Consider the following 20,561-nt stretch of genomic DNA (forward strand, 5'->3'; position numbering starts at 1 on the left):
AGCCATCCTGTCGGCGGTCATCTTCAACGCGATCATCATCGTCGCACTGATTCCGCTCGCCCTCCGCGGCGTGCGCTACCGACCCTCCAGCGCGTCGAAGCTGCTCTCGCGCAACCTGTACATCTACGGCCTGGGCGGCATCATCGCGCCGTTCATCGGCATCAAGCTCATCGACCTTCTCATCCAGTTCCTTCCGGGGATGTCGTAATGGACCGTCTGCCTAGCTGGATCCGCCAGCACCTCGCCGCGATCAGGGCGGTCATCGTGCTGACCGTGGTTCTCGGCGGTATCTATCCGCTGGTCGTCACGGGCGTCGCCCAGGCGTTGTTCCATTCCAACGCCAACGGCCAGATCATCTCGAAGAACGGCACCGACGTCGGCAGCGCCATCGTCGGACAGAACTTCACCGACAAGGACGGCAACGCGATCGCGAAGTACTTCCAGAGCCGCCCGTCCGCCGCCGGCGACGGGTACGACATGCTCTCCACCGCCGCGAGCAACCTCGGCCCTGAGGACGTCGTCGACACCCTCCCCGTGCCCGGGGCCAAGGACGACGAGGGCAACCCGGACACCGGCTCGCAGAGCCTGCTCACCCAGGTCTGCGCCAGGTCCAAGGCGATCGGCGAACTGGACGGCGTCAGCGGCGCCCGGCCGTACTGCACGGCCGACGGCGTGGGCGCGGTGCTGAAGGTCTTCCCGGCCGTCGGCACGCCGACCCGCGCGGTCAGCGTCAACCAGGCCTGCCCCGCGGCGCCCTTCATCGCCGAATACCAGGGCGTGAAGGTCGAGTGCGGCAAGCCGGGCGAGGACTACTCGGCCGGCCGGACCGTGCCCGTCCGGGGCGACGCGCCGGCGCCTGCGGTTCCCGCGGACGCCGTCACCGCGAGCGGCAGCGGGCTCGACCCGAACATCTCGGTGGCCTACGCCGACGTCCAGGCGCCTCGCGTGGCCAAGGAGCGCGGGCTCGACGTCGCCAAGGTGAAGTCGCTCATCGCGGACAACACGACGGGCCGGGCGCTCGGCTTCATGGGCGAGCCCGCCGTCAACGTCCTGCAGCTCAACCTGGCCCTCGACGCGTTGAACGCAGGCCAGTGATCACGATGCGAAGCGCCCGGAGGAGGATTCCATGACCCGCGTTCTCGTCGTCGACGACGAACCGCAGATCCTCCGGGCGCTGCGCATCAACCTGGCCGCCCGCCACTACGAGGTGGCCGTGGCGCCCGACGGCGCCACGGCGCTTCGCGAGGCGGCCGACTGGCACCCCGACCTGGTCGTGCTCGATCTCGGGCTGCCCGACATCGACGGCGTCGACGTCATCCACGGCCTTCGCGGCTGGACGAGCGTCCCGATCATCGTGTTGTCCGGGCGCACCGGGAACCAGGACAAGGTCGACGCCCTCGACGCCGGCGCGGACGACTACATGACCAAGCCGTTCGGCATCGACGAACTGCTGGCCCGTGTGCGCGCGATCAGTCGGCGCGTCTCCACGCAGGGCGAAGCGCCCGCCGTCGTCGCCATCGGCGACCACACTGTCGACCTGGTCGGCAAGACCGTCAGCGGCGGCGTACGGCTCACCCCGACCGAATGGCACCTTCTGGAGATCCTCCTGCGTAACCCGGGCAAGCTCGTCAGCCAGCGGCAGCTGCTGACCCAGGTCTGGGGCGCCGGATTCTTCAAGGAGACCAACTACCTGCGCCAGTACATGGCGCAATTGCGCCGGAAGCTGGAGCGGGACCCCGCCCACCCGGCGCATCTGATCACCGAGCCGGGCATGGGATACCGCTTCAAGCCCTGACCCGGTGATCACATCGCAATCGATCTCGCAGGAGGACTCGATGTCCGCGATAGCACCTCCGGCCGCAGCGCCCGCCGGCAGACAGGCCCCCGACCACGGTGACAAGCACAGACTCACCGTCGTCGGGGGCCTGGCGGCGTTGTCGCTCGACGCGATGGCGTCGGTGGCGTACGGCCCGGAGGCGATCGTCGTGGTCCTCGCCCTTGCGGGCGGGGCCGGACTCGGCTTCACCATCCCGGTCACCGTCACGATCGCCCTGCTGCTGAGTGTGCTCACCCTGTCCTACCGGCAGGTCATCGCGGCCTTCCCCCAAGGCGGCGGCGCGTACGGCGTGGCGAGGACCCACCTCGGCCGCCGCGCCGGCCTGGTCGCGGGCGCGAGCCTGATCGTCGACTACGTGCTCAACGTGGCGGTGTCCGTGGCCGCCGGAGTGGCCGCGCTCACCTCGGCCTTCCCCGAGCTCCTGCCGTACACGGTGGTGTTGTGCCTGGCGGTGCTCGCCGTCGTCACGGCGATCAACCTGCGCGGCATCGCGCACAGCGCCCAGGCCCTCATCGCGCCCACGGCCGTCTACGTCGGCGCGATCGCTCTGGTCATCGTGGCAGGGCTCGTACGCGGCGAGCCCGCCACGCCCGTCGAGCACGCCGCGCAGGCGCACACCCTGCAGACGGTCGGCGTGCTGCTGCTCCTCAAGGCGTTCGCCAACGGCTGCGCCTCGCTGACCGGCGTCGAGGCGATCGCCAACGCCGTGCCGTCCTTCCGGCGGCCGCGCGTCAGGCGGGCCCAGAACGCCGAGATCGCCCTCGGCGGGCTGCTCGGGGTCATGCTGATCGGCATCGCCGTGCTCATCGAGAAGTTCTCCATCGCCCCCGTCGACGGGGTGACCGTGCTCGCGCAGGTCACCCGCGCCTCGCTGGGCGACGGGCCCCTGTTCTACGTCGTGCAGTTCGCCACCGTGGTGCTGCTCGCCATGGCCGCCAACACCTCCTTCGGCGGCCTTCCCGTGCTCGCCCAGCTGCTCGCCAAGGACAACAACCTGCCGCACCTTTTCGCGCTGCGCGACGACAGGCACGTGCACCGGTACGGCATCGCCTTCCTGGCGGTCGCCTCCGCGGTGCTGCTGGTGGCGGCCCGTGGCCAGATGAACCTGCTGGTGCCGTTGTTCGCGATCGGCGTGTTCGTCGGCTTCACCCTGTCGCAGGCGGGAATGGCGAGGCACTGGGTGACCGACCGGCCCCTCGGATGGCGGTGGCGCGCCGCACTGAACGGCTTCGGGGCGCTGCTGACCTTCGCCGCCGCGCTCGTGGTGACCGCCTCGAAGTTCGCCGAGGGCGGCTGGCTGATCGTGGTCACGCTTCCGCTCATCGTGTTGCTCATGCAGCGGGTCAACCGCACCTACGCCCGCATCGGCGCACGCCTGGAGCTCGGCAGGACGCCTCCGCCGCCCCGGCCGCGCCGCTCGCTCGTGGTCGTTCCCGTTCACGAGGTCAACCGGCTCGCGCGGGAGGCGCTCACCGCCGCGTTGTCGCTGGGCGACCGGGTCGTGGCGGTCAACATCACCCATCCCGGTGACGAGGTCGAGGCCCGCCGCTTCCGCGATGAATGGGAGCGCTGGCAGCCCGACGTCGACCTGGTGCAGCTCGTCGGGGAGCACCGGCGGCTCGACGAGGCCCTGCTCGGCTACCTCGGCAGCGTGCCCGAGCCGCACGTCTTCGTGCTCATCGCCGAGGTCGAGCCCGAGCACGCCTGGCAGCGCCTTCTGCAGAACCAGCGCGGCGCCGTCCTCGCCCGGGCGCTGCGCCGCCGTACGGACGCGGTCGTGTGCCGCATGCGCTTCCGGGTCGGGCCGCCCACGTCGAGCCTGTCATGAGCCCCCGCGCGTGCGGGCTCCCCGGCGGGGGCCTGCCGTCGCCGCGGTGGAGCGTCGTCGCGGTGCTGGCCGCGCTGGCCGGCTGCGTGACCGGCGCCGTGTTGTGCCTGGTCATGACTCGTTCGGCGGACGCGTACGGCAGGAGCCATCGGCAGGTCACCGCCCAGATCGTGCGGATCTTCACGCCCCCACCGGGGAGGGCGCTGCCCGCCCCCGGCCTCGACGTCGAGCTGACGTGGACCGGTGCGGACGGCCGCCCGCGCACCGGCAGGACGCACCTGGGCGTGGCCGCAAGCACGAAAAGCCCGCTTCGCGTCTGGGTGGATCGCGAAGACAGGCTGGATGTGGGGCCGGCGGCGACCGGGACGATCGCTCTCGGCTCGGTGCTGGGGGGTGCCGCCGTGGCGCTCGCCGTATGGCCGGTCATGCTGGTCGCTCAGGCAGGGCGGCGGGCATGGACGGCGCGGCGGGCCATGGCGGGATGGGAACGAGAGTGGAGGGACATCAGCGCCGCTGGGCGGTGACGCCCTCGGCGGAGTCTTCCTGATCGCTGTCGAGCAGATCCTGTTCGAGGACGCACATCATGCGGTCCTGGAGGCGGGCCGGGACATCGTGGCGGCCGGGTCGATCACGACGCCGATGACGTCGAGGTCGGCGATCATGCACCGTAGTGCGGGTTCACTGAGACGGATCCACTCCTGCCCGCTGCCGAGCACCTTCGCCAGCCGCAGCGGCGAGGTGAAGGCCACCGAGGTCTTCTTTCCCGACGCCGTCCTGAATAGGCGCAGCGAAAGGGAGAAGTCGCCGTGGTGAACGGGCACATATAACGGATCTTCCAGCATGGGATGCCTCCAGGGGAGTTCGTACAAACCTGACGTTAACCCCGGCTGGGCGCGAGGCACCCGTTCGTGACGAAATTCCGACGCCATCGCCACTAACGCTGACGCGTCGCTGACGGGCCCCCGCAGGCGGGAGCGTGATCTTCGGTTCGATCGCCGCTCTGGCAGAATCCAGGGTGTGAGACGCGCGGTTCAGCAGACGACACGTGACCTGCGCCGCCACAATCGCGCCGCGTTGCTTTCGCGCCTTTATGTCCAGGGGCCGACGAGCCGTCAGGACCTGACGAGGGCGTCCGGGCTGAGTTCGGCCACGGTGAGCAACGTCGTCTCCGACCTCATCAACGACGGCGTGGTCGCCGAGGCGGGCCTCGTGGGCTCCGACGGCGGCCGCCCCCGCACGCTCATCCAGGTGCGGGGCGAGTTCGGGCACGTCGTCGGGGTGGACATCGGCGAGACCCACGTGCAGATCGGGTTGTTCGACTACACACTCCAGACGCTGGCGACCGCGACCTACTCGGTGGCGGCCACCCGGCTGGAGCCGGAACCGGTCGTGCGGCTGGTGCTGGCCGGCGTCGAGGAGGTCGTCTCCGCGGTCGGCGTCGAGACAGGAGCCCTGCTCGGCGTCGGCGTCGGGGTCCCCGGCGCGGTGCAGACCGGCGAGCTCGTCCACGCCCCCACCCTCGGCTGGTCGGCGGTGCCCCTGGCCGACATGCTGCGCAAGGAGCTCCGGGTGCCGGTCTACCTGGACAACTGCGCGCGCACCCTCGGGCAGGCCGAGATGTGGCACGGGGCGGGCCGCGGCTCGCGCCGGGCGATCGTGGCGCTGCTCGGCGTCGGGGTGGGGGCCGCGGTCGCGACCGCGTCTGAGTCGTTCACCGGGTCGTTCACCGGGTCGTTCGCGGACATGACGAGCACGACCAGCACGACCAGCGAGTGGGGCCACACCGTCATCAACGTGCACGGCCGGCCGTGCCGGTGCGGCTCCCGCGGCTGCCTGGAGGCGTATGTGGGGGCCGAGGCGATCCTCGGCGACTACCTCGCGCTGCCGGACGCCGTGCCGTTCGAGGCCGGCCACACCGAGGCCCGCCTGGCCGAGCTGGTGGCGCGGGCGGCGGACGGAGGGAGCGCCGCGGAGGTGCTCGACACCGTCGCCGAACATCTGGGCATCGGCATCGCCAACCTGATCAACCTGCTCAGCCCCGACCTGGTCGTCCTGTCCGGATGGGCGGGGCAGACACTGGGACCGGCGATCCTGCCGGCCGTACGGGAGGCCGTGCGCCGTCACGCCCTGTCCTACATGTACGGCCAGGTCCGCATCGAGCCGGGGCGGTTCGGCCAGGAGGCGGTGGCCCTGGGCGCGGCCACGCTGCCGGTGGTGCAGGTGCTCGCCAGCGGAGGCGTGCGAGCCGCCTAGATCCACTGTTGACCTCCACACCGGTGGTACTTAACTTAAGTCGTGGACAAAGGTCGTGGCCGTATCCCCTCGGAGTGCGAATGACATCTCGCCATGCCGGCAGCCGGCTCTACATCGACGGAGTCTGGCGTCCCTCCGCGTCCGGCCGTACCGGCGACGTGGAGGAGAAGGCGACCGGCGCACGCATCGGCGGTTACGCCCTGGGAGACGCCCGTGACGTCGATCAGGCGGTGGCCGCCGCCCGAGCGGCGCAGCCCGGGTGGGCGGCGCTGGCCGCGCCGGAGCGCGCCGCCTACCTGCGCCGGATGGCCGGGCACCTCCAGGACCGGTACGAGGAGCTGGTCACCCAGAGCATGCGGGAGACCGGCGGAGTGCGGGCCAAGGCCGAGGACGAGGTGTCCACGACCATCCGCCAGCTCGGCATCTCGGCGGTGCAGGCGACCGAGAACGCGGGCGAGATCCTGCCGCCCTACAAGGCGGGCAAGTTGTCGCTGTCGCGCGTGGTGCCCCTCGGTGTGCTCGGCATCATCACGCCGTGGAACTACCCGATGAACCTGGCGATGCGAGCCGTCGCCCCCGGCCTGGCCTTCGGCAACACGATCGTGCTCAAACCGGCGGAGCTCACGCCCGTCATCGGCGGCCAGATGCTCGCCGAGGCGGCCGACCACGCGGGGTTGCCGCCGGGCGTCTTCAACGTCGTCACCGGGGACGGCCCCGCCGCGGGCTGGCCGCTGGCCACCCACGACGGGCTCGACCTGATCGACTTCACCGGCTCCCGCACGGTCGGCCTGGCGATCGCGGCGGCGGCCGCCGCCACTCTGCGGCCCATCCGCCTCGAGCTCGGCGGCGACAACGCCTTCCTCGTGCTCGACGACGCCGACGTCGACCTGGCCGCCTCCCTCGCGATGATCGCGTCGCTGGAGTTCCAGGGGCAGACGTGCATCAGTTCCAGCAGGCACATCGTGATGCGCGAGGTGGCCGACGACTACATCGCGGCGGTGACGCGCCGGGTCGAGGCTCTGCGCGTCGGCGACCCGCTGAGCGGCGAGGCCGACCTCGGCCCGCTGATCAGCGCCGCCCAGCGCGACCGGGTGCATCAGACGATCGTCGAACCGTCCGTCGCGATGGGCGCCAAGCTGGTCGCGGGCGGCACCTACGACGGCCTGTTCTATCGGCCCACGGTGCTGACCGGCGTCACCCCCGACATGCCCGCCTTCACCGAGGAGATCTTCGGCCCGGTCATCCCGATCACCGTCGTGGACTCCGAGGAGGAGGCCGTCGCGCTGACCAACGGATATCCGATGCTGATGAACTCGGTGTTCAGCCGGGATCTCATCCGGGGCATGCGGGTGGCCGAGCGGCTGCAGGCCGGCGAGGTGCACGTCAACGACGCGCACGCCCGCCACGGCGCGGAGAACCAGATGCCCGGCTTCACCCGGCGCCAGTGGATCGGCGTCCAGCGCACGCCGCTCGACCTCCCCGCCTGGACGGCGGACCCGGTGGCCTCGCGATGAGCGGGGACACCCGGCGGGCGCTGGTCGTCCGCGGCGGATGGGAGGGCCACGCGCCCGTCGAGGCCACCGAGCTGTTCATCCCGTCGCTCGCCGGCGCCGGGTTCGAGGTCACCGTCAGCGAGGACCTGGACGTCTACACCGACGCCGGTCTCCTGGCCGCCACCGACCTGATCGTGCAGTGCTGGTCCATCGGGAAGCTCACCCGTGAGCAGAGCGCCGGCCTGGTCGCCGCGGTCCACGCGGGCACCGGCTTCGCCGGATGGCACGGCGGGGTGGTCGGCACGTTCGGCGACAGCCACGACTACCTGCGCATGGTGGGCGGGCTGTTCCTCTACCACCCCGACGACTTCCTCGAATACGAGGTCACCATCGTCCCCGAGCAGGCAGGCCATCCGATCGTCGCCGGCCTGGGCGACTTCACCGTCACGACCGAGCAGTACTGGATGCTGACCGACGAGCTCAACACGGTGCTGGCGCGCACCACGTTCACGCCGTCGGACGGAGGACACGGGGGAGGACCCGTCGGGATGCCCGTCGTGTGGACCCGCAGGTGGGGGGCCGGGAAGATCTTCTTCTCGGCCGTCGGCCACCGGGTGGCCGATCTGGAGCATCCGGTCGTCAGGACGCTCACCGAACGCGGCCTCGTGTGGGCCGCACGGTGACCGCGCCCGCGGCCCCCGGCTCGGTCGTGCTGGCGATGCCGCCGAGCCTGCCCGCCAGACTCTTCCGGGGCGAGGACGCCGAGCGGTTGCGCGGCCTCGTCGGACCCGACTGGGGAGCTCCCCTCACCGCGTTCGATGCCGGCGCCTTCGACCGGTTGCGAGATGCCCAGGTCCTGCTCACCGGCTGGGGCAGCCCGGTGATCGACGAACGGGCGCTCGACCACGCCCCCCGCCTTCGCGCCGTCGTGCACGCCGCGGGCACCGTGAAGAGCCACGTCACCCAGGCGGTGTTCGACCGAGGCATCCAGGTGAGCTCGGCGGCGGACGCGAACGCGATTCCCGTCGCCGAATACACCGTGGCGATGATCCTGCTCGCCAACAAGGCGGTGCCGCTGCTCGCGCAGGAATACCGGGCCCGGCGGGCGGCCATCGACCTTGTCGCCGAATATCCCGATATCGGCAACCACGGCAAGGCCGTCGGCCTGATCGGCGCCTCCCGGATCGGCCGGCGGGTGGCCGAACTGCTGCGGCCGTTCGACCTCGAGGTGCTGGTCAGCGATCCCTACTTCGACGAGTCCGCCGCCGCCTCCCTCGGCGTGCGTAAGGCGGACCTCGACGAGCTCTTCTCATCGTGTGACGTGGTGTCGCTCCACGCGCCCGCCATCGCGGAGACCCGCGGGCTGGTGAGCGCGGCGCGCCTGTCGGCCATGCGGGACGGCGCGACGCTGATCAACACCGCCCGGGGGTCGCTGGTCGACCACGACGCCCTCGTCGCCGAGTTGCGGCGCGGTCGCATCAGGGCCGTGCTCGACGTCACCGAGCCCGAGATCACCCCGGCGTCCTCACCGCTGTGGGACCTGCCCAACGTCATCCTGACCCCGCACGTCGCGGGCTCCCTGGGAAACGAGCTGGCCCGTCTGGGATCGCAGGCCCTCGACGAGGTGTTCCGGGTCATCGGCGGGGAGCCGTTGCGTCACCGCGTCGACCTGGCCGCGTTGCCCGTCACGGCGTGAGCGCCGCCTGATCAGGTCGCTCAGTGGTAGGCGTGCACGACCGCGTGCCCCCTGCCCCTGCCGATGATCCACTTGTTGGCCGGGAGCGTCACGAGGAAGGCCAGGGCCAGCGACGCGGCGAGCGAGACCCAGAAGAGCGCGCTGCCGAGCCCGGCGTCCATGGCGCCCGGGACGGCCGCGATGAACGCGTTGTCGACGATCTCCATGATGACGATGGAGAGCGTGTCGGCCGCGATCGCCAGCCGTACGGCCTGGCGCCAGCCCACGCCCGCGCGGCGAAGACCGCGGAGGGTGAGGGCGTACCCGAAGAAGAACGCCAGGACGACCGACAGGGCCACCGTCGCCGCGCCGTGCCAGTTCAGGGCCGTCCCGACGACCATGCCGAGCACCTCGCCGATGGCGCATCCCGTGAGGCAGTGCAGCGTCGCCGAGGCGGCCGCCTGCCAGGTCGCCCCCTGACGGGCCTGTTGGTGGCTCGTGTGTTCGTGCCCGGGCGCGGCCATGGTGACCTCCTCGAGATGCTCCTTGTAGGGGAACCATATACCCCCACCCGGTATTAGAGCCGCCCCCGCTCTCGGGACTTTCCGTGGAAACGGCAAACTGGGCCCATGGGAACAGGAGTCCGGCGAATCGTCCTTCTCACTCTCGGCTGGGAAGACCTGCCGAAGACGGTGTCCGTACACGGCGACACGTCGGGAACGCGGCTGCGTGAGCCCGTGCCCGGCGTGCTGCTCCAGGTCGACGGCGGCTGGGTGCTGCTCGACACCGGGTTCAACACCGCGCTGATCCGCGACGCGGCCCTCGCGCGGCGGTACTACCCGCGGCCGGAGTATCTCCCGGTGCTGCCCGGCCCCGGCGAGCCGCTGGAGGAGACGCTCGCGCAGGCCGGCATCGCCATGGAGGACATCCGCACGGTCGCCGTCAGCCACCTGCATCTCGACCACGCGGGCGGGCTCAAGCACTTCGCCGGGCGGGTGCCCGTGCACGCCCAGCGGGCCGAGCTGCGGTTCGGCCTGTCCGAGGCGGCCGAGGCCAACGGCATCTTCCGCGTCGACTTCGACGACCCGCGCATCGACTGGCGGCTCGCCGACGGTGAGGCGGAGATCGCCCCCGGGGTGACCGCCGTGCCGACGCCCGGCCACACCCCCGGGCACCAGAGTTTCGTCGTCGACCTGGACGAGTCCGTGGGCGGCGGCGGTTTCGTCTTCGCCTTCGACGCGGCCGACCTCACCGAGAACATCGAAGGGGAACTCGCCGTCGGCGGGTTCATCGACTGCGCACCGGAGGACACCGTCGAGCAGATCAAGAAGCTGAAGAAGATCGCCGAGGCGAAGGGATATCCGCTGGTCCCGGGGCACGACCCGGTGGCGTGGCCGGCCTACACCGCCGGGTTCGCCGGGCGTTTCCCCGCCTGACCGCACGGCGTCCGCGCGGCCCGCCGCCGCGAGCCGCGCGGACTCTTGATCTACGTTGTCAAGGCGGTCAGCGGGCGCGGCTGGAGTAGGGGAGCAGGGCCATCTCCCTGGCGTTCTTGATGGCCCGGGCGAGCTGCCGTTGCTGCTGGACGGTGACGCCCGTGACTCTGCGGCTGCGGATCTTCCCCCGGTCGGAGATGAACCTCCGCAGCAGGTCGGTGTCCTTGTAGTCGACGTAGCCGACACCGAGCAGGGGATTGGTCTTCTTCCTCGGGACGCGGCGGTTCTTCATGCGATCTCTTCCAGGTCGAGCACGGCGGCGAAGGGGTCGTCGTAGGCGGCCCAGGCGTTCTGGCCCGCCAGCGACTCCTCCTCGGTGAGCAGGCACGAGTCGAGCAGCGCGTGGATGCGCTCGCGATCGAGCTCGGGGCCGGTGAAGACCAGGTGCTGGACGCGGTCGCCGACGACGGGCGCCCAGTCGAGCGAGGCGGCCATGCGGCGGGCGGGGGAGACCATCTCCCAGGCCGCGTCGGGCAGCGCGGCGAGCCACGGGCCCGCGTCCTCTACCGAGACCACCCCCGCGACCGCGTCCCAGGCGAGCAGACGCTCCGGCCGGTTGGCCAGCCAGAACCGGCCGCGGCTGCGCACCGACTCGGTGACCAGTTCGTCGACGGCCTCGAACAGCCGCTCCGGGTGCAGCGGGCGCAGCCGGTGCCACACGACCGTGCTGATCTCGTCGGTCACCAGGTCGCAGGGCAGCTGCGCGGTCGGGGGGTCGACCCGGGCGGCCAGTTCGGCCGCGCACACGGCGGCACCCGTCACGTCGGGCAGCGGCCCTTCCGCCGGCGCGACCGGCGTCATGGGGGCGAGGTGCCCCAGCACCGCGCGGGACAACTCCACATCGTCCTCGTCACCGTCTCCGCGATGCACGACCAGCCCCGTGGCGTACTCGATCTGCCGGGCCAGCACCTCCGCGAGGTAGCGCTCGTCGCCGTCGGCCGCGTGCCGGCCGACCTCGCGGAGCCGGTCGGGGCGGGTGATGTCGACGGGCATGTGGCGTGCGTCGAGCGCGGTCAGCACCGCCGTCGTCCGCAGAAGATCCCGCACCTCGTCCTGGTCCAGGGCCTCGGCGACCGACCGGGGCTCGACCGAGTCCCACAGATCGGCGATCAGCAGGGAGGCGGAGCCGGCCCGCCGTACCAGCTCGGGGATCAGGTCTTCGCGGACCGTGCAGGTGACGCAGCCGTGGGCCAGCAGCACGGTGGCCCGGTCGAGCGTCCCGGAGGAGTCGCGGACGACGCGCCGCACCCGGCCGTGGGTCACGTCGCGGAGATCGTGGTGGACCGCGACGGCGCCGGGATGGTCGCGGAGCAGCCGGTCGACGACAGCGGTCCTGGCCGTGTCGTGCAGACCGGCGACGAGGACAACAGGGACGGACACGCGGACTCCTTCGGGGAATATAACGGTTATCATTTTCATTCTACGACTCGAAAGGAGCTGGAGTGGCCAGAAACGAGGTGCGTCCCGTGATCAAGCTGCGATCGACCGCGGGAACCGGCTACACCTACGTGACCCGCAAGAACCGGCGCAACGACCCCGATCGTCTGACGCTGCGCAAGTACGACCCCATCGCCCGGCAGCACGTGCTGTTCAGAGAGGACCGATAACCATGAGGAAGGGCATCCACCCCGAGTACCGTCCGGTCGTCTTCCGCGACCCGGGCGCGGACTTCGCCTTCCTGACGAGGTCGACCATGACGAGCGACAAGACGATCGAGTGGGAGGACGGCAACGTCTACCCGGTCGTCGACGTCGACGTGTCCTCGGCGAGCCACCCGTTCTACACCGGACGCGGCCGCGTGCTCGACACCCAGGGACGCGTCGAGCGGTTCCGGCAGCGCTACGGGAGCCGGTGATGTCGGCCCGATGCCAGCTCACCGGAGCCGGTCCCGTCTTCGGTAACAACGTCTCCCACTCCCACCGGCGCACCAAGCGCCGGTGGGATGTCAATATCCAGCGCAAGCGCTACTGGCTGCCGAGCGAGGACAGGTTCGTACGGCTCACGCTCAGCGCCAAGGCGATCAAGACGATCGACAGGATCGGCGTCGAGCGCGCCGTCGCACTGATCCGGGCACGGGGAGAGCGGATCTGATGGCCAAGAAGAGCAAGATCGCGGCCAACGAGCGCAGGAAGACGATCGTCCTGCGCTACGCGGACCGGCGCGCCGCCCTCAAGGAGGTCGTCAGGACCGGCTCCCCCGAGGAGCGGCTCGAGGCCGCCGCCGAGTTGCGGCGGCAGCCGCGCGACGCGAGCGCCACCCGCGTGCGCAACCGCGACTCGGTCGACGGGCGGCCCCGGGGGCACCTGCGCAGGTTCGGCCTCTCGCGGGTCCGCTTCCGCGAAATGGCCCACCGGGGCGAGTTGCCCGGCGTCACGAAGTCGAGCTGGTAGGAGCACACACATGGCCGTCCCCAAGCGGAGGACCTCCCGCAGCAACACCCGCAGCCGCCGGTCGCAGTGGAAGGCGAAGGCGCCCGACCTGGTGCCCATCGTCGTCGACGGGCACCGTCTGCTCGTGCCCCGGCGGCTGGTGAAGGCCTACCACACGGGCCTCGTCCAGCCCTGAGCCTGATCCACCACGCAGACGCCGCGCGGCCCCGGGAAGAATCCCGGGGCCGCGCGGCGTCGTGTTCCGTTCAGGCCGTGTCGGCGGCCCGAAGCGAGCGTGCGCGTGAGCGGGTCAAAACGCCCAGGGCCCGAAGCGGCCCCACGCGACGATCGCGGCGAGCACGAGCAACACGAGGTTGAGGGGGACGAGTTTGCCCTCGCCCCGCCGCAGGTGCACAGGGATCGCGGCGAGCTGGATCACGGCGAGGCCGGTCGCCGCGAGCGGCGTGAGGACCGGCGCGATGCCGGTGGCCGCGGGCAGGATCAGCCCGATCGCGCCGAGCAGTTCGAGGGCCCCGATGAGCTTGACCTGCCCGTCGGACAGGTCGTCCACCCAGCCCATCCGGTCCCTGAGCTTGGCCCGCGGCTGGGAGAGCTTGGTGAATCCGGCGGCGACGTAAAAGAGGGCGAGGATGCTCTGCAGCACCCACAAGACGATGTTCATGGTTTCTCCGTCAGGGAACTCGCGCGTGGGCGCGGCCGTCGAGGTCGCGCACCGGGGGGAGCCGTACGAGGGCGAGCCGGCGCCCTGCGCATGATCATGATGCCCGACGGCCCCGATTACCACAAAAGGCACCCGTCACCCCGCCCAGGGGCGGACGACGACCCGGCGCGACGACGTGCCGCCCGACTGCTTCGCCCAGGCCGCGTGGATCCCGTCGAGCGGGGCCGCGTCGAAGGCGACCGATAGCCCGCCGGCGACGGCGTGCCCCATGACCTCGGCGAACGCCGTACGCCGCTGATCGTTGGTCAGGTCGTTGTTGGTGTACCCGAGCACGGCGGCCGAGCGGCTGCGCAGCGTCGAGGAGTCGAAGGTCGCGTTCTCCGCGGCCGACCCGCCGAGGTTGACCAGGCGGCCGCCCCGGGAGAGGAGCCGTGCCGCCGCGGCGGCCGGCACCCCGAAGAGCGGGTCGACGACGACGTCGATCCCGCCGTCGCACGCGGCGGCCAGCCGTGCGGACAGGGCGGCGGCGTCGTCGCCGTCCTCGATGGCCACGACCGCGTCCGCGCCCGCCCGCTCGGCGGCCGCGCGCGCCGCGGCGGACCGGCAGGCGGCCACCACCCTGCGGGCGCCGAGCAGCCGGGCCGCCTGCACGGCCACCTGGCCGACGACGCCGCCCGCCCCGAGCACGAGCACCTGCTCGCCGGACCGCAGGCCGGCACGCCAGGTCAGCGCCATCCAGGCGGCGACCGCCGACAGGCCGAGCGCCGCCGCCTGCTCGTCGCTCACGCCGTCGGGCAGGTGCACGAGCTCCTCCTCGGAGGCGGCGCAGTAGTGCGCCATGCTGCCGTCGCCGGGGCGCATCCCGGCCGTGGTGGGAAACCACACCCGCGTCCCCTCGGGCGCCGACAGGGTGCCCTCGGCGACGACGCCCACCCCCTGGACCCCCGGCACGTACGGCAGCGCGGGGACGCCGAAGTAGGACACGCCCGTCGCGCAGAGCACGTCGAGCGGCGTGATGGGTGCCGCGGTCACGGAGACGACCACCTGACCGGCGGCCTGGCGCGGACGGGGGCGTTCGCTGACCACGGGCGGCTCCCCGCACGCGTGGACGGTCGCTGCGCGCATGACGCGCTCCTCAGGTCGTGATGTCGGGGTACGGCAGGCTGAAGTGCTGGAGCCGCATGCCGTACTCCTTCTGGAAGGCGAGCGGCTCGTCGTAGTCGCGCTCGAACATCGCGATGAAGAGCGTGAGCGTGAGGAACGGGTGCGCGCCGAGCTCGAAGAGCCGCACGTAGTCGTGGGCGGCCAGGGCCTCCCGCTCGGCGTCCTCGAACCTCAGCCAGGTGCTCGCCTCGCCCGGGTGGCAGTTGAGCAGCAAGTTGGCCCGCTCCGCCTCCCACCACTCGACGGTGCCGCGCGGGTCCTCCCGGTAGCGCTCGACCAGTTCGGGATCGCGGTCGACGGTGAACAGGAACTTGTCGACGAGGTATCTGCTCATGCCGTCACTCCGTTGGGGTACCAGGTGAAGTAGGCCTCCATCGTGTGGAACAGGTCGAGCGTGTCCACGTAGTCGGCTTTGGCTCCCTCACCCGCGACGCCCATCATGAGCATGAAGTCCATGAAGCCGTGGGTGGCGTTGCCCGGCTCCCACAGGCTGTCGAGGGTGACCTCCGACAGGCAGCCCTCGATGTCGCCGGAGGCGATCCACTCGACGGCCTTCCTGTCGAACACCGGGTCCGGTCCGTGCGGCCCGAACTGGCGGGGCCCGCCCAGCTCCAGCGACAGGTGGCCGGTGCCGATGACGGCGACGCGCTTGTCGCTGGGCCACGACTCGACGAGCTGCCGGATCGTACGGCCGAGCTCGACGAAGCGTTTCGGCCGGGGCAGCGGCGGCGCGAAGATGTTGGTGTAGACCGGCACGATGGGCAGGTCGGCCTCGGGGCGCAGCGTGATGATCGGGCAGGTCACGCTGTGGTCGATGCGCAGCTCGTTGCTGAAGGCGAGGTCGAAGCCGGCGTCCAGGCCCTCACGCAGGATGTGGGCCGACAGGTCCTCCTGGCCGCGCAGCAACATGCGGGGCAGGCCGAACTCGCGCTCCTCGTTGTAGAAGTTCGCGTCGTAGAACGGCGCCTTCCCGATGAGGAACTGCGGCATGTTGTCCAGCCACAGCTGGTGGAAGTGGTCGGAGCCGACCATCACCAGCACGTCGGGGTTCACCCGGGTCAGCGTCTCGCGGAATGCCGCGATCTTGGTGACCCACGCGTCGGCGAACGGCGGGCGTTCCTCCGGCGGAGCCGTACTCGCTCGGTAGTAGAAGGGGTGATGCGTCGATGCGATCACCGCGACCAGCTTTGCCATGTGACCTCCCGCGGAGGGATGGGAATCGGTCAGTCCTCGTCGGACACGTATGTCGCGTTCCTGTCGACGGCCTGGTAGACGTCCATGCCGATCGGTCGGCGACGCTCCTCGGCGAGATGGCCGAGGAGTCCTGCGGCGCGCGCGAGCAGGGCGAACCCGCGGAGCAGGTCGACGGGCAGGCCGAGGTCGGCCAGCGCGGCCCCGCACACGCCCGCCCCGTTGAGCGGCAGCGTCCTGCCCAGTACCTGCGGGTGCACCCGGCCGATCGCCTCGAACAGCCGCAGGTGGGGGCCGCGCAGCCCTTCCTCCTCGGCGACGGCGATCAGCACCGGGGTGCGGGGGTCCTGCACCTTGTGCACGGGGTGGCCGAGGCCGGGCACCAGGCGGCGCTCTTCGCGGGCCCGCGTGACGGCCGCCAGCGCGAGCGCGTCCCAGCCGGCGTCGTCGGAGGGAACGGGCCCGTCGTGGGCGGCGAGTACCCCGGCGAGGAACCGGCCGCTGTCCTCGGTCACGCCCAGGAACCGGGAGCCTCCGCCGAGCAGCCCGGCGGCCAGCGCCCCCTGCACCGACTCGGGCGCGCTGAGGTAGGTCAGGCGCGCGGCGATCGCCGTCGGGGTGAACCCGTGGTCGGCGAGCGCGACCAGCACGGTCTCGAAGACCCGGGTCTCCTGCGGGGTGGGCCGCCGCCCGGCGACCAGCCAGAAGGCGAGCTCGCCGAAGCCGACCTTGCCCATGAGGTCGGCGGCCAGGTCCTGTCCGAGCAGCCGGATGGTGGTCGGGTCGGACGTGCCGATCGAGGTGGGGAAGTTCAGGTCGTCCATGGGTTCGGTCCTCAGTCCGTGGTCGGCTCGGCCAGCCAGGCGCGGATCTCTGCGCCGTGCTCGCCCAGAGCCGGGGGCGGCAGCCGGTAGGAGGGCGGCGTCAGCGAAAGCGAGATCGGGTTGCGCACCGACGGCACGGCGCGGTCTCCTTCGCCGGGGGTGACGACCGGGTCGAGGCCCAGCTCCTCGGCGAAGCCGACGCCCTCGTCGACGGTGTTGATGGGCCCGCACGCCACGCCGGCCGCGACGAGCTCGTGGAACCACTCCATCTTGGGCCGCTGCTTCAGCCGCTCGACGAGCAGCGGGCGCAACTCCTCGCGGTTGGCGGTGCGGTCCTTCGTGCGGGCGAAACGCGGGTCGCCGGCGAGTTCGGGCACGCCGAGCACCTCGCAGAGCGCGCGGAACTGGCCGTCGTTGCCCGCCGTGATGATGAGGTCGCCGTCGGCGGTGGGCAGCGGCTCGTACGGGAACAGGCTGGGGTGGGCGTTGCCCATCCGCATCGGCACCACACCGCCCGCCACGAACGCGCTGGTGTGGTTGACCATGCCCGACAGCGCAGAGGACAGCAGGTTGACCTCGACGTGCTGGCCGCGGCCCGTCTCCGCGCGGTGGTGCAGGGCCGCGAGGACGCCGATGATCGCGTGCAGGCCGGTCATCACGTCGAAGACGGAGATGCCCGCGCGGTACGGCGGGCCGTCGGGTTCGCCGGTGAGGCTCATCAGCCCCGACATGGCCTGGACGATGAGGTCGTAGCCGGGCAGGGAGGCGCCGCCGCCCGAGCCGAATCCGCTGATGGAGGCGTACACGATGCCGGGGTTGGACCCGCTCACGCTCTCGTAGTCGAGCCCGAACCTGCGCAGGCCGCCGGGCTTGAAGTTCTCCACCATGATGTCGGCCCGGCGGGCGAGCTCACGGGCCGCGGCGAGGTCGCCGGCGTCCTTCAGGTCGAGCGCGACGGAACGTTTGTTGCGGTTGACGCCCAGGTAATAGGTGGACACCTCGTCGCGCACGGGCGGCATCCAGGTGCGGGTGTCGTCGCCTGCCGGGCTCTCCACCTTGACGACCTCCGCGCCGAGGTCCGCCAGGAGCATCGTCGCGTACGGCCCCGCGAGGATTCGCGAGAAGTCGGCCACGAGCAGGCCCGACAGCGGACCGGCAGGGGCCGGAGGTGGCGCGCTGGAGTCGGTCATGAAGCGCGGGAATCCTCTCGTCCGTTCAGCGGACAATTGTCCGCCGTGGCAGTCTGCGCGTGGGGGGCCCGTCATGTCAAGCGATCACCGCCCTTCCCGTGTCACGAGGCGGTCGCCGCGGTGACCTGGGGGATCGACTCCAGCAGCGCCCAGTCGGCGCTGATCGCGCCGGCGGTCGTGAGCAGGAGCGGCAGATGCTCCTCCGTCAGCTTCTCGACGGACGTCTCCGCCGCGTGCGCGTTGACGTTGAGCGCGGCGATGACCCGCCCGGACCCGTCGCGCAGAGGGGCCGCGACGGAGCGGATGCCGAGTGCGAGCTCCTCGTCGGTCAGGGCCCAGCCCTTGGCGCGCACCTCGCGCAGCTCCGCGTCCCGCTCCTCGGGCGTCGGTTGCCTGCGGGCGGGGATGCCCGAGCGGCTGGGCTCCGCGAGCGTCCTGCCGGCCTCTTCCGGGGTGAGGCCGGCGAGCAGGACCTTCCCGAGCGAGGTCTGCAGGGCGGGGAAGCGCGTTCCGATGGTCACCGACAACGTGACGATCTTCGGTACGGCCACGCGGGCGACGTAGACGATGTCCGAGCCGTCGAGCTGGGCGATGGACGACGACTCGTTGGTGCGCTCCACGAGGGCTTCCATGTGCGGCCTGGCGACCTCCCACAGGCCGGTGGAGTGCACGTACGCCACGCCGAGCTCGAGCACGCGGGGCGTGAGGGCGAAGCCGCCGCGCTCGCCGCGCGCGTAGCCGAGCTCCTCGAGGGTGAGCAGGATCCGGCGGGCGGTCGGCCGGGCCAGGCCCGTCGCCGTCGCCACCTCGGTGAGGGACAGGACGGGCCGCCCGGGCTGGAACGCCTTGATCACATCGAGCCCGCGCGCGAGCGCCTCGATGAAGTCGGGTCCGGTGTCACTGCGCGCCATGGTGGCTGGTCTCCTGTCGTCGGTCGGCGATCCCGACTCTAGTCGTGAAGCGATGTGTTGTCCGCCTGTCGGATGTGGCGGTGCGCAAACGCTGGCTATACGGACTATTGACACAAGAAGAAGCCAGTCGCATTGTTACACCCACATTGCGTTGGCCGCTCTACGGACACTCGTCCGTAGGAGAGAAGTGGGGCACGATGAGCACGACGAACGGGCCGGTGGTGTTCCGCAGAGGCACCGTGCTGACGATGGACGACCGGCACACCGTCCTGCGCGACGCCGACGTGCTGGTGTCGGACGGGCGCATCGCCGCCGTCGGGCACGGCCTGGAGGTCCCCGAGGGGACGGTGGAGATCGACGCGAGCGGTGGGATCGTCATGCCCGGCATGATCGACACCCACCGGCACATGTGGCAGACGGCCATGCGCGGATACGGCGCCGACTGGACGCTCACCCAGTACTTCGTCTGGTACTACCTCGAGTGGGGCAAGGTCTTCCGCCCCGAGGACGTCTACGCCGGCAACCTGCTGGCCGCGATCGAGGCGCTCGACGCGGGCGTGACCACCACCGTCGACTGGTCCCACGGTCTCCAGACGGTCGACCACGCCGACGCCGCCGTCGACGCCCTCGAATCGGTGCCCGGCCGGTTCGTGCTCGCCTACGGCAACATCCAGCAGGGCCCGTGGGCATGGGCCACCACGCCAGAGTTCCGTGACTTCGTGAACCGCCGCATCCACGGACGCGGCGACATGCTCGGCTTCCAGATGGCCTTCGACGTGACGGGCGACCCGGAGTTCCCCGAGCGCGCCGCCTTCGAGGTGGCCCGCGACCTCGGCGTGCCCGTCACCACCCACGCCGGCGTGTGGGGTGCGACCAACGACGACGGCATCCGCCTCATGCACGAGCACGGCTTCATGACCCCGTCGACGATCTACGTGCACGCCGCGAGCCTCAGCCCCGACTCCTACAACCGGATCGCCGCGACGGGCGGATCGGTGTCGGTCTCCACCGAGAGCGAGCAGAGCGCCGGCCAGGGCTACCCGCCCACCTGGCGGCTGCGCCGCCACGACATCCCGGTGTCGTTGTCCATGGACACCAGCGTCTGGTGGAGCGGCGACCTGTTCTCCGCGATGCGCACCACGCTCGGGGCCGACCGCTCGCGCGAGCACCTCGACGCGCACGGCCGCCAGGAGACCGTCACCCACGCCCACCTGCGCGCCGAGCACGTGGTCGACTGGGCGACCCGCGGCGGCAGCAGGGCACTCGGGCTCGACGGCGTCGTCGGAAGCCTGGAGCCGGGCAAGAGGGCCGATGTCGTCTTGATCAAGAACGAGCACTCCCCGGTGATGTTCCCGCTCTTCAACCCGTACGGCCACGTCGCCTTCCAGGCCCAGCGCGGCGACGTGCACACGGTCGTGGTCGACGGGCGGATCGTCAAGCGCGACCACAAGCTCGTCGGCGTCGACCTCGACGCGGCCAGGCGCAGCGTGGAGCACACGGTCGAATACCTCACCGGCACGCTCGGCCAGGACGCGTGGGCGAAGGGCATGAACCCCGACGTCCCGGAGACCAAGGTGCTCGACAACCCGTACACCTACACCGAGTGGGACGCACGCGGCGCCGAATGGAAGCGGTGAGCCTATGATTC

27 protein-coding genes are annotated in these 20,561 nt (G+C 71.3%); 16 read left to right on the forward strand and 11 right to left on the reverse strand.

Annotated elements, in window-relative coordinates; genetic code table 11:
- The 5 genes from Pth03_RS39280 to Pth03_RS39300 all read left to right on the forward strand — a co-directional run.
- A partial coding sequence (locus Pth03_RS39280) for a hypothetical protein (RefSeq protein ID WP_203949601.1) occupies window positions 1-208 on the forward strand: 208 nt, incomplete at its 5' end.
- Entirely contained in the window at window positions 208-1,095 is an 888-nt protein-coding gene (locus tag Pth03_RS39285; protein WP_203949602.1) for a potassium-transporting ATPase subunit C, read from the forward strand. The genes Pth03_RS39280 and Pth03_RS39285, both read left to right, overlap by 1 nt.
- 31 nt (window positions 1,096-1,126) lie before the next feature.
- Complete coding sequence (locus Pth03_RS39290; protein ID WP_203949603.1) at window positions 1,127-1,795, forward strand: response regulator; 669 nt, start codon at window positions 1,127-1,129, stop codon at window positions 1,793-1,795.
- Between the two features lie 40 nt (window positions 1,796-1,835).
- Window positions 1,836-3,665, forward strand: coding sequence for an APC family permease (locus Pth03_RS39295; protein ID WP_203949604.1), 1,830 nt, complete (start codon window positions 1,836-1,838; stop codon window positions 3,663-3,665).
- The gene (locus Pth03_RS39300) at window positions 3,662-4,189 is read left to right on the forward strand and encodes a hypothetical protein (RefSeq protein ID WP_203949605.1); all 528 of its coding nucleotides are present in this window, start codon (window positions 3,662-3,664) and stop codon (window positions 4,187-4,189) included. The genes Pth03_RS39295 and Pth03_RS39300 overlap by 4 nt, the downstream gene beginning before the upstream one ends.
- Window positions 4,190-4,246: 57 nt before the next feature.
- Here the strand turns inward: Pth03_RS39300 and Pth03_RS39305 are convergent, their stop codons facing one another.
- On the reverse strand, window positions 4,247-4,507 hold the full coding sequence (locus Pth03_RS39305; protein WP_203949606.1) for an SAV_915 family protein: 261 nt from the start codon (window positions 4,505-4,507) through the stop codon (window positions 4,247-4,249).
- 175 nt (window positions 4,508-4,682) lie between these two features.
- On the opposite strand from Pth03_RS39305, the gene Pth03_RS39310 reads away from it, so the two are divergent.
- The 4 genes from Pth03_RS39310 (at window position 4,683) to Pth03_RS39325 (ending at window position 9,107) form a co-directional block, all read left to right on the forward strand.
- Complete coding sequence (locus Pth03_RS39310; protein WP_203949607.1) at window positions 4,683-5,918, forward strand: ROK family transcriptional regulator; 1,236 nt, start codon at window positions 4,683-4,685, stop codon at window positions 5,916-5,918.
- Between the two features lie 80 nt (window positions 5,919-5,998).
- Entirely contained in the window at window positions 5,999-7,432 is a 1,434-nt protein-coding gene (locus Pth03_RS39315) for an aldehyde dehydrogenase family protein (protein ID WP_203949608.1), read from the forward strand.
- The gene (locus tag Pth03_RS39320) at window positions 7,429-8,094 is read left to right on the forward strand and encodes a ThuA domain-containing protein (protein ID WP_203949609.1); all 666 of its coding nucleotides are present in this window, start codon (window positions 7,429-7,431) and stop codon (window positions 8,092-8,094) included. Before Pth03_RS39315 ends, Pth03_RS39320 begins: the two co-directional genes overlap by 4 nt.
- Window positions 8,091-9,107: a hydroxyacid dehydrogenase gene (locus Pth03_RS39325; RefSeq protein ID WP_239119728.1), complete on the forward strand. Its 1,017-nt coding sequence runs from the start codon at window positions 8,091-8,093 to the stop codon at window positions 9,105-9,107. The genes Pth03_RS39320 and Pth03_RS39325 overlap by 4 nt, the downstream gene beginning before the upstream one ends.
- Before the next feature lie 20 nt (window positions 9,108-9,127).
- On the opposite strand, the gene Pth03_RS39330 is transcribed toward Pth03_RS39325, so the two are convergent.
- Window positions 9,128-9,610 (reverse strand): DUF4396 domain-containing protein, encoded by a 483-nt coding sequence (locus Pth03_RS39330; RefSeq protein ID WP_203949610.1) that lies wholly within the window; start codon window positions 9,608-9,610, stop codon window positions 9,128-9,130.
- 105 nt (window positions 9,611-9,715) lie between these two features.
- Here Pth03_RS39330 and Pth03_RS39335 point away from each other — a divergent pair, with 105 nt between their 5' ends.
- The gene (locus Pth03_RS39335; protein ID WP_203949611.1) at window positions 9,716-10,522 is read left to right on the forward strand and encodes an N-acyl homoserine lactonase family protein; all 807 of its coding nucleotides are present in this window, start codon (window positions 9,716-9,718) and stop codon (window positions 10,520-10,522) included.
- 67 nt (window positions 10,523-10,589) lie between these two features.
- Here the strand turns inward: Pth03_RS39335 and rpsR are convergent, their stop codons facing one another.
- Both rpsR and Pth03_RS39345 read right to left on the reverse strand, forming a co-directional pair.
- Window positions 10,590-10,814, reverse strand: a complete 225-nt coding sequence (gene rpsR / locus Pth03_RS39340) for a 30S ribosomal protein S18 (protein ID WP_203949612.1) — start codon at window positions 10,812-10,814, stop codon at window positions 10,590-10,592.
- Window positions 10,811-11,962: a CobW family GTP-binding protein gene (locus Pth03_RS39345; protein WP_239119730.1), complete on the reverse strand. Its 1,152-nt coding sequence runs from the start codon at window positions 11,960-11,962 to the stop codon at window positions 10,811-10,813. The genes rpsR and Pth03_RS39345 overlap by 4 nt, the downstream gene beginning before the upstream one ends.
- 62 nt (window positions 11,963-12,024) lie before the next feature.
- On the opposite strand from Pth03_RS39345, the gene rpmG reads away from it, so the two are divergent.
- Genes rpmG through rpmF form a run of 5 tightly spaced genes read left to right on the forward strand, consistent with a single transcriptional unit; the run spans window position 12,025 to window position 13,147 of the window.
- Window positions 12,025-12,189: a 50S ribosomal protein L33 gene (gene rpmG, locus Pth03_RS39350; protein WP_203949614.1), complete on the forward strand. Its 165-nt coding sequence runs from the start codon at window positions 12,025-12,027 to the stop codon at window positions 12,187-12,189.
- A gap of 2 nt (window positions 12,190-12,191) precedes the next feature.
- Complete coding sequence (locus Pth03_RS39355) at window positions 12,192-12,437, forward strand: type B 50S ribosomal protein L31 (protein WP_203949615.1); 246 nt, start codon at window positions 12,192-12,194, stop codon at window positions 12,435-12,437.
- Window positions 12,437-12,673 carry a 50S ribosomal protein L28 gene (gene rpmB, locus Pth03_RS39360; protein WP_203949616.1) on the forward strand — a complete coding sequence of 79 codons (237 nt, stop codon included), beginning with the start codon at window positions 12,437-12,439 and terminating at the stop codon, window positions 12,671-12,673. Before Pth03_RS39355 ends, rpmB begins: the two co-directional genes overlap by 1 nt.
- Entirely contained in the window at window positions 12,673-12,972 is a 300-nt protein-coding gene (rpsN, locus tag Pth03_RS39365; protein ID WP_203949617.1) for a 30S ribosomal protein S14, read from the forward strand. Before rpmB ends, rpsN begins: the two co-directional genes overlap by 1 nt.
- Before the next feature lie 10 nt (window positions 12,973-12,982).
- Window positions 12,983-13,147, forward strand: a complete 165-nt coding sequence (gene rpmF, locus Pth03_RS39370) for a 50S ribosomal protein L32 (RefSeq protein ID WP_203949618.1) — start codon at window positions 12,983-12,985, stop codon at window positions 13,145-13,147.
- 114 nt (window positions 13,148-13,261) lie between these two features.
- On the opposite strand, the gene Pth03_RS39375 is transcribed toward rpmF, so the two are convergent.
- The 7 genes from Pth03_RS39375 to Pth03_RS39405 all read right to left on the reverse strand — a co-directional run bounded on the left by Pth03_RS39375 (window position 13,262) and on the right by Pth03_RS39405 (window position 18,913).
- Window positions 13,262-13,633 (reverse strand): DoxX family protein, encoded by a 372-nt coding sequence (locus Pth03_RS39375; protein ID WP_203949619.1) that lies wholly within the window; start codon window positions 13,631-13,633, stop codon window positions 13,262-13,264.
- 135 nt (window positions 13,634-13,768) lie between these two features.
- A complete protein-coding gene (locus Pth03_RS39380; protein WP_203949620.1) occupies window positions 13,769-14,758 on the reverse strand; it encodes a quinone oxidoreductase family protein in 990 nt (329 codons plus the stop codon).
- A gap of 10 nt (window positions 14,759-14,768) precedes the next feature.
- Window positions 14,769-15,131 carry a hypothetical protein gene (locus Pth03_RS39385; protein ID WP_203949621.1) on the reverse strand — a complete coding sequence of 121 codons (363 nt, stop codon included), beginning with the start codon at window positions 15,129-15,131 and terminating at the stop codon, window positions 14,769-14,771.
- Window positions 15,128-15,991, reverse strand: a complete 864-nt coding sequence (locus Pth03_RS39390; protein WP_203949622.1) for a DODA-type extradiol aromatic ring-opening family dioxygenase — start codon at window positions 15,989-15,991, stop codon at window positions 15,128-15,130. Before Pth03_RS39390 ends, Pth03_RS39385 begins: the two co-directional genes overlap by 4 nt.
- A gap of 29 nt (window positions 15,992-16,020) precedes the next feature.
- On the reverse strand, window positions 16,021-16,812 hold the full coding sequence (locus tag Pth03_RS39395; protein ID WP_203949623.1) for a citryl-CoA lyase: 792 nt from the start codon (window positions 16,810-16,812) through the stop codon (window positions 16,021-16,023).
- Between the two features lie 11 nt (window positions 16,813-16,823).
- Window positions 16,824-18,002 carry a CaiB/BaiF CoA transferase family protein gene (locus Pth03_RS39400; RefSeq protein ID WP_203949624.1) on the reverse strand — a complete coding sequence of 393 codons (1,179 nt, stop codon included), beginning with the start codon at window positions 18,000-18,002 and terminating at the stop codon, window positions 16,824-16,826.
- Window positions 18,003-18,103: 101 nt separating this feature from the next.
- Window positions 18,104-18,913 (reverse strand): IclR family transcriptional regulator domain-containing protein, encoded by an 810-nt coding sequence (locus Pth03_RS39405; RefSeq protein WP_203949625.1) that lies wholly within the window; start codon window positions 18,911-18,913, stop codon window positions 18,104-18,106.
- Window positions 18,914-19,110: 197 nt separating this feature from the next.
- Here Pth03_RS39405 and Pth03_RS39410 point away from each other — a divergent pair, with 197 nt between their 5' ends.
- Complete coding sequence (locus Pth03_RS39410) at window positions 19,111-20,550, forward strand: amidohydrolase family protein (protein ID WP_203949626.1); 1,440 nt, start codon at window positions 19,111-19,113, stop codon at window positions 20,548-20,550.
- Window positions 20,551-20,561: the final 11 nt, after the last annotated feature.

This window comes from Planotetraspora thailandica (assembly GCF_016863335.1).
Taxonomy (GTDB): Bacteria; Actinomycetota; Actinomycetes; order Streptosporangiales; family Streptosporangiaceae; genus Planotetraspora; species Planotetraspora thailandica.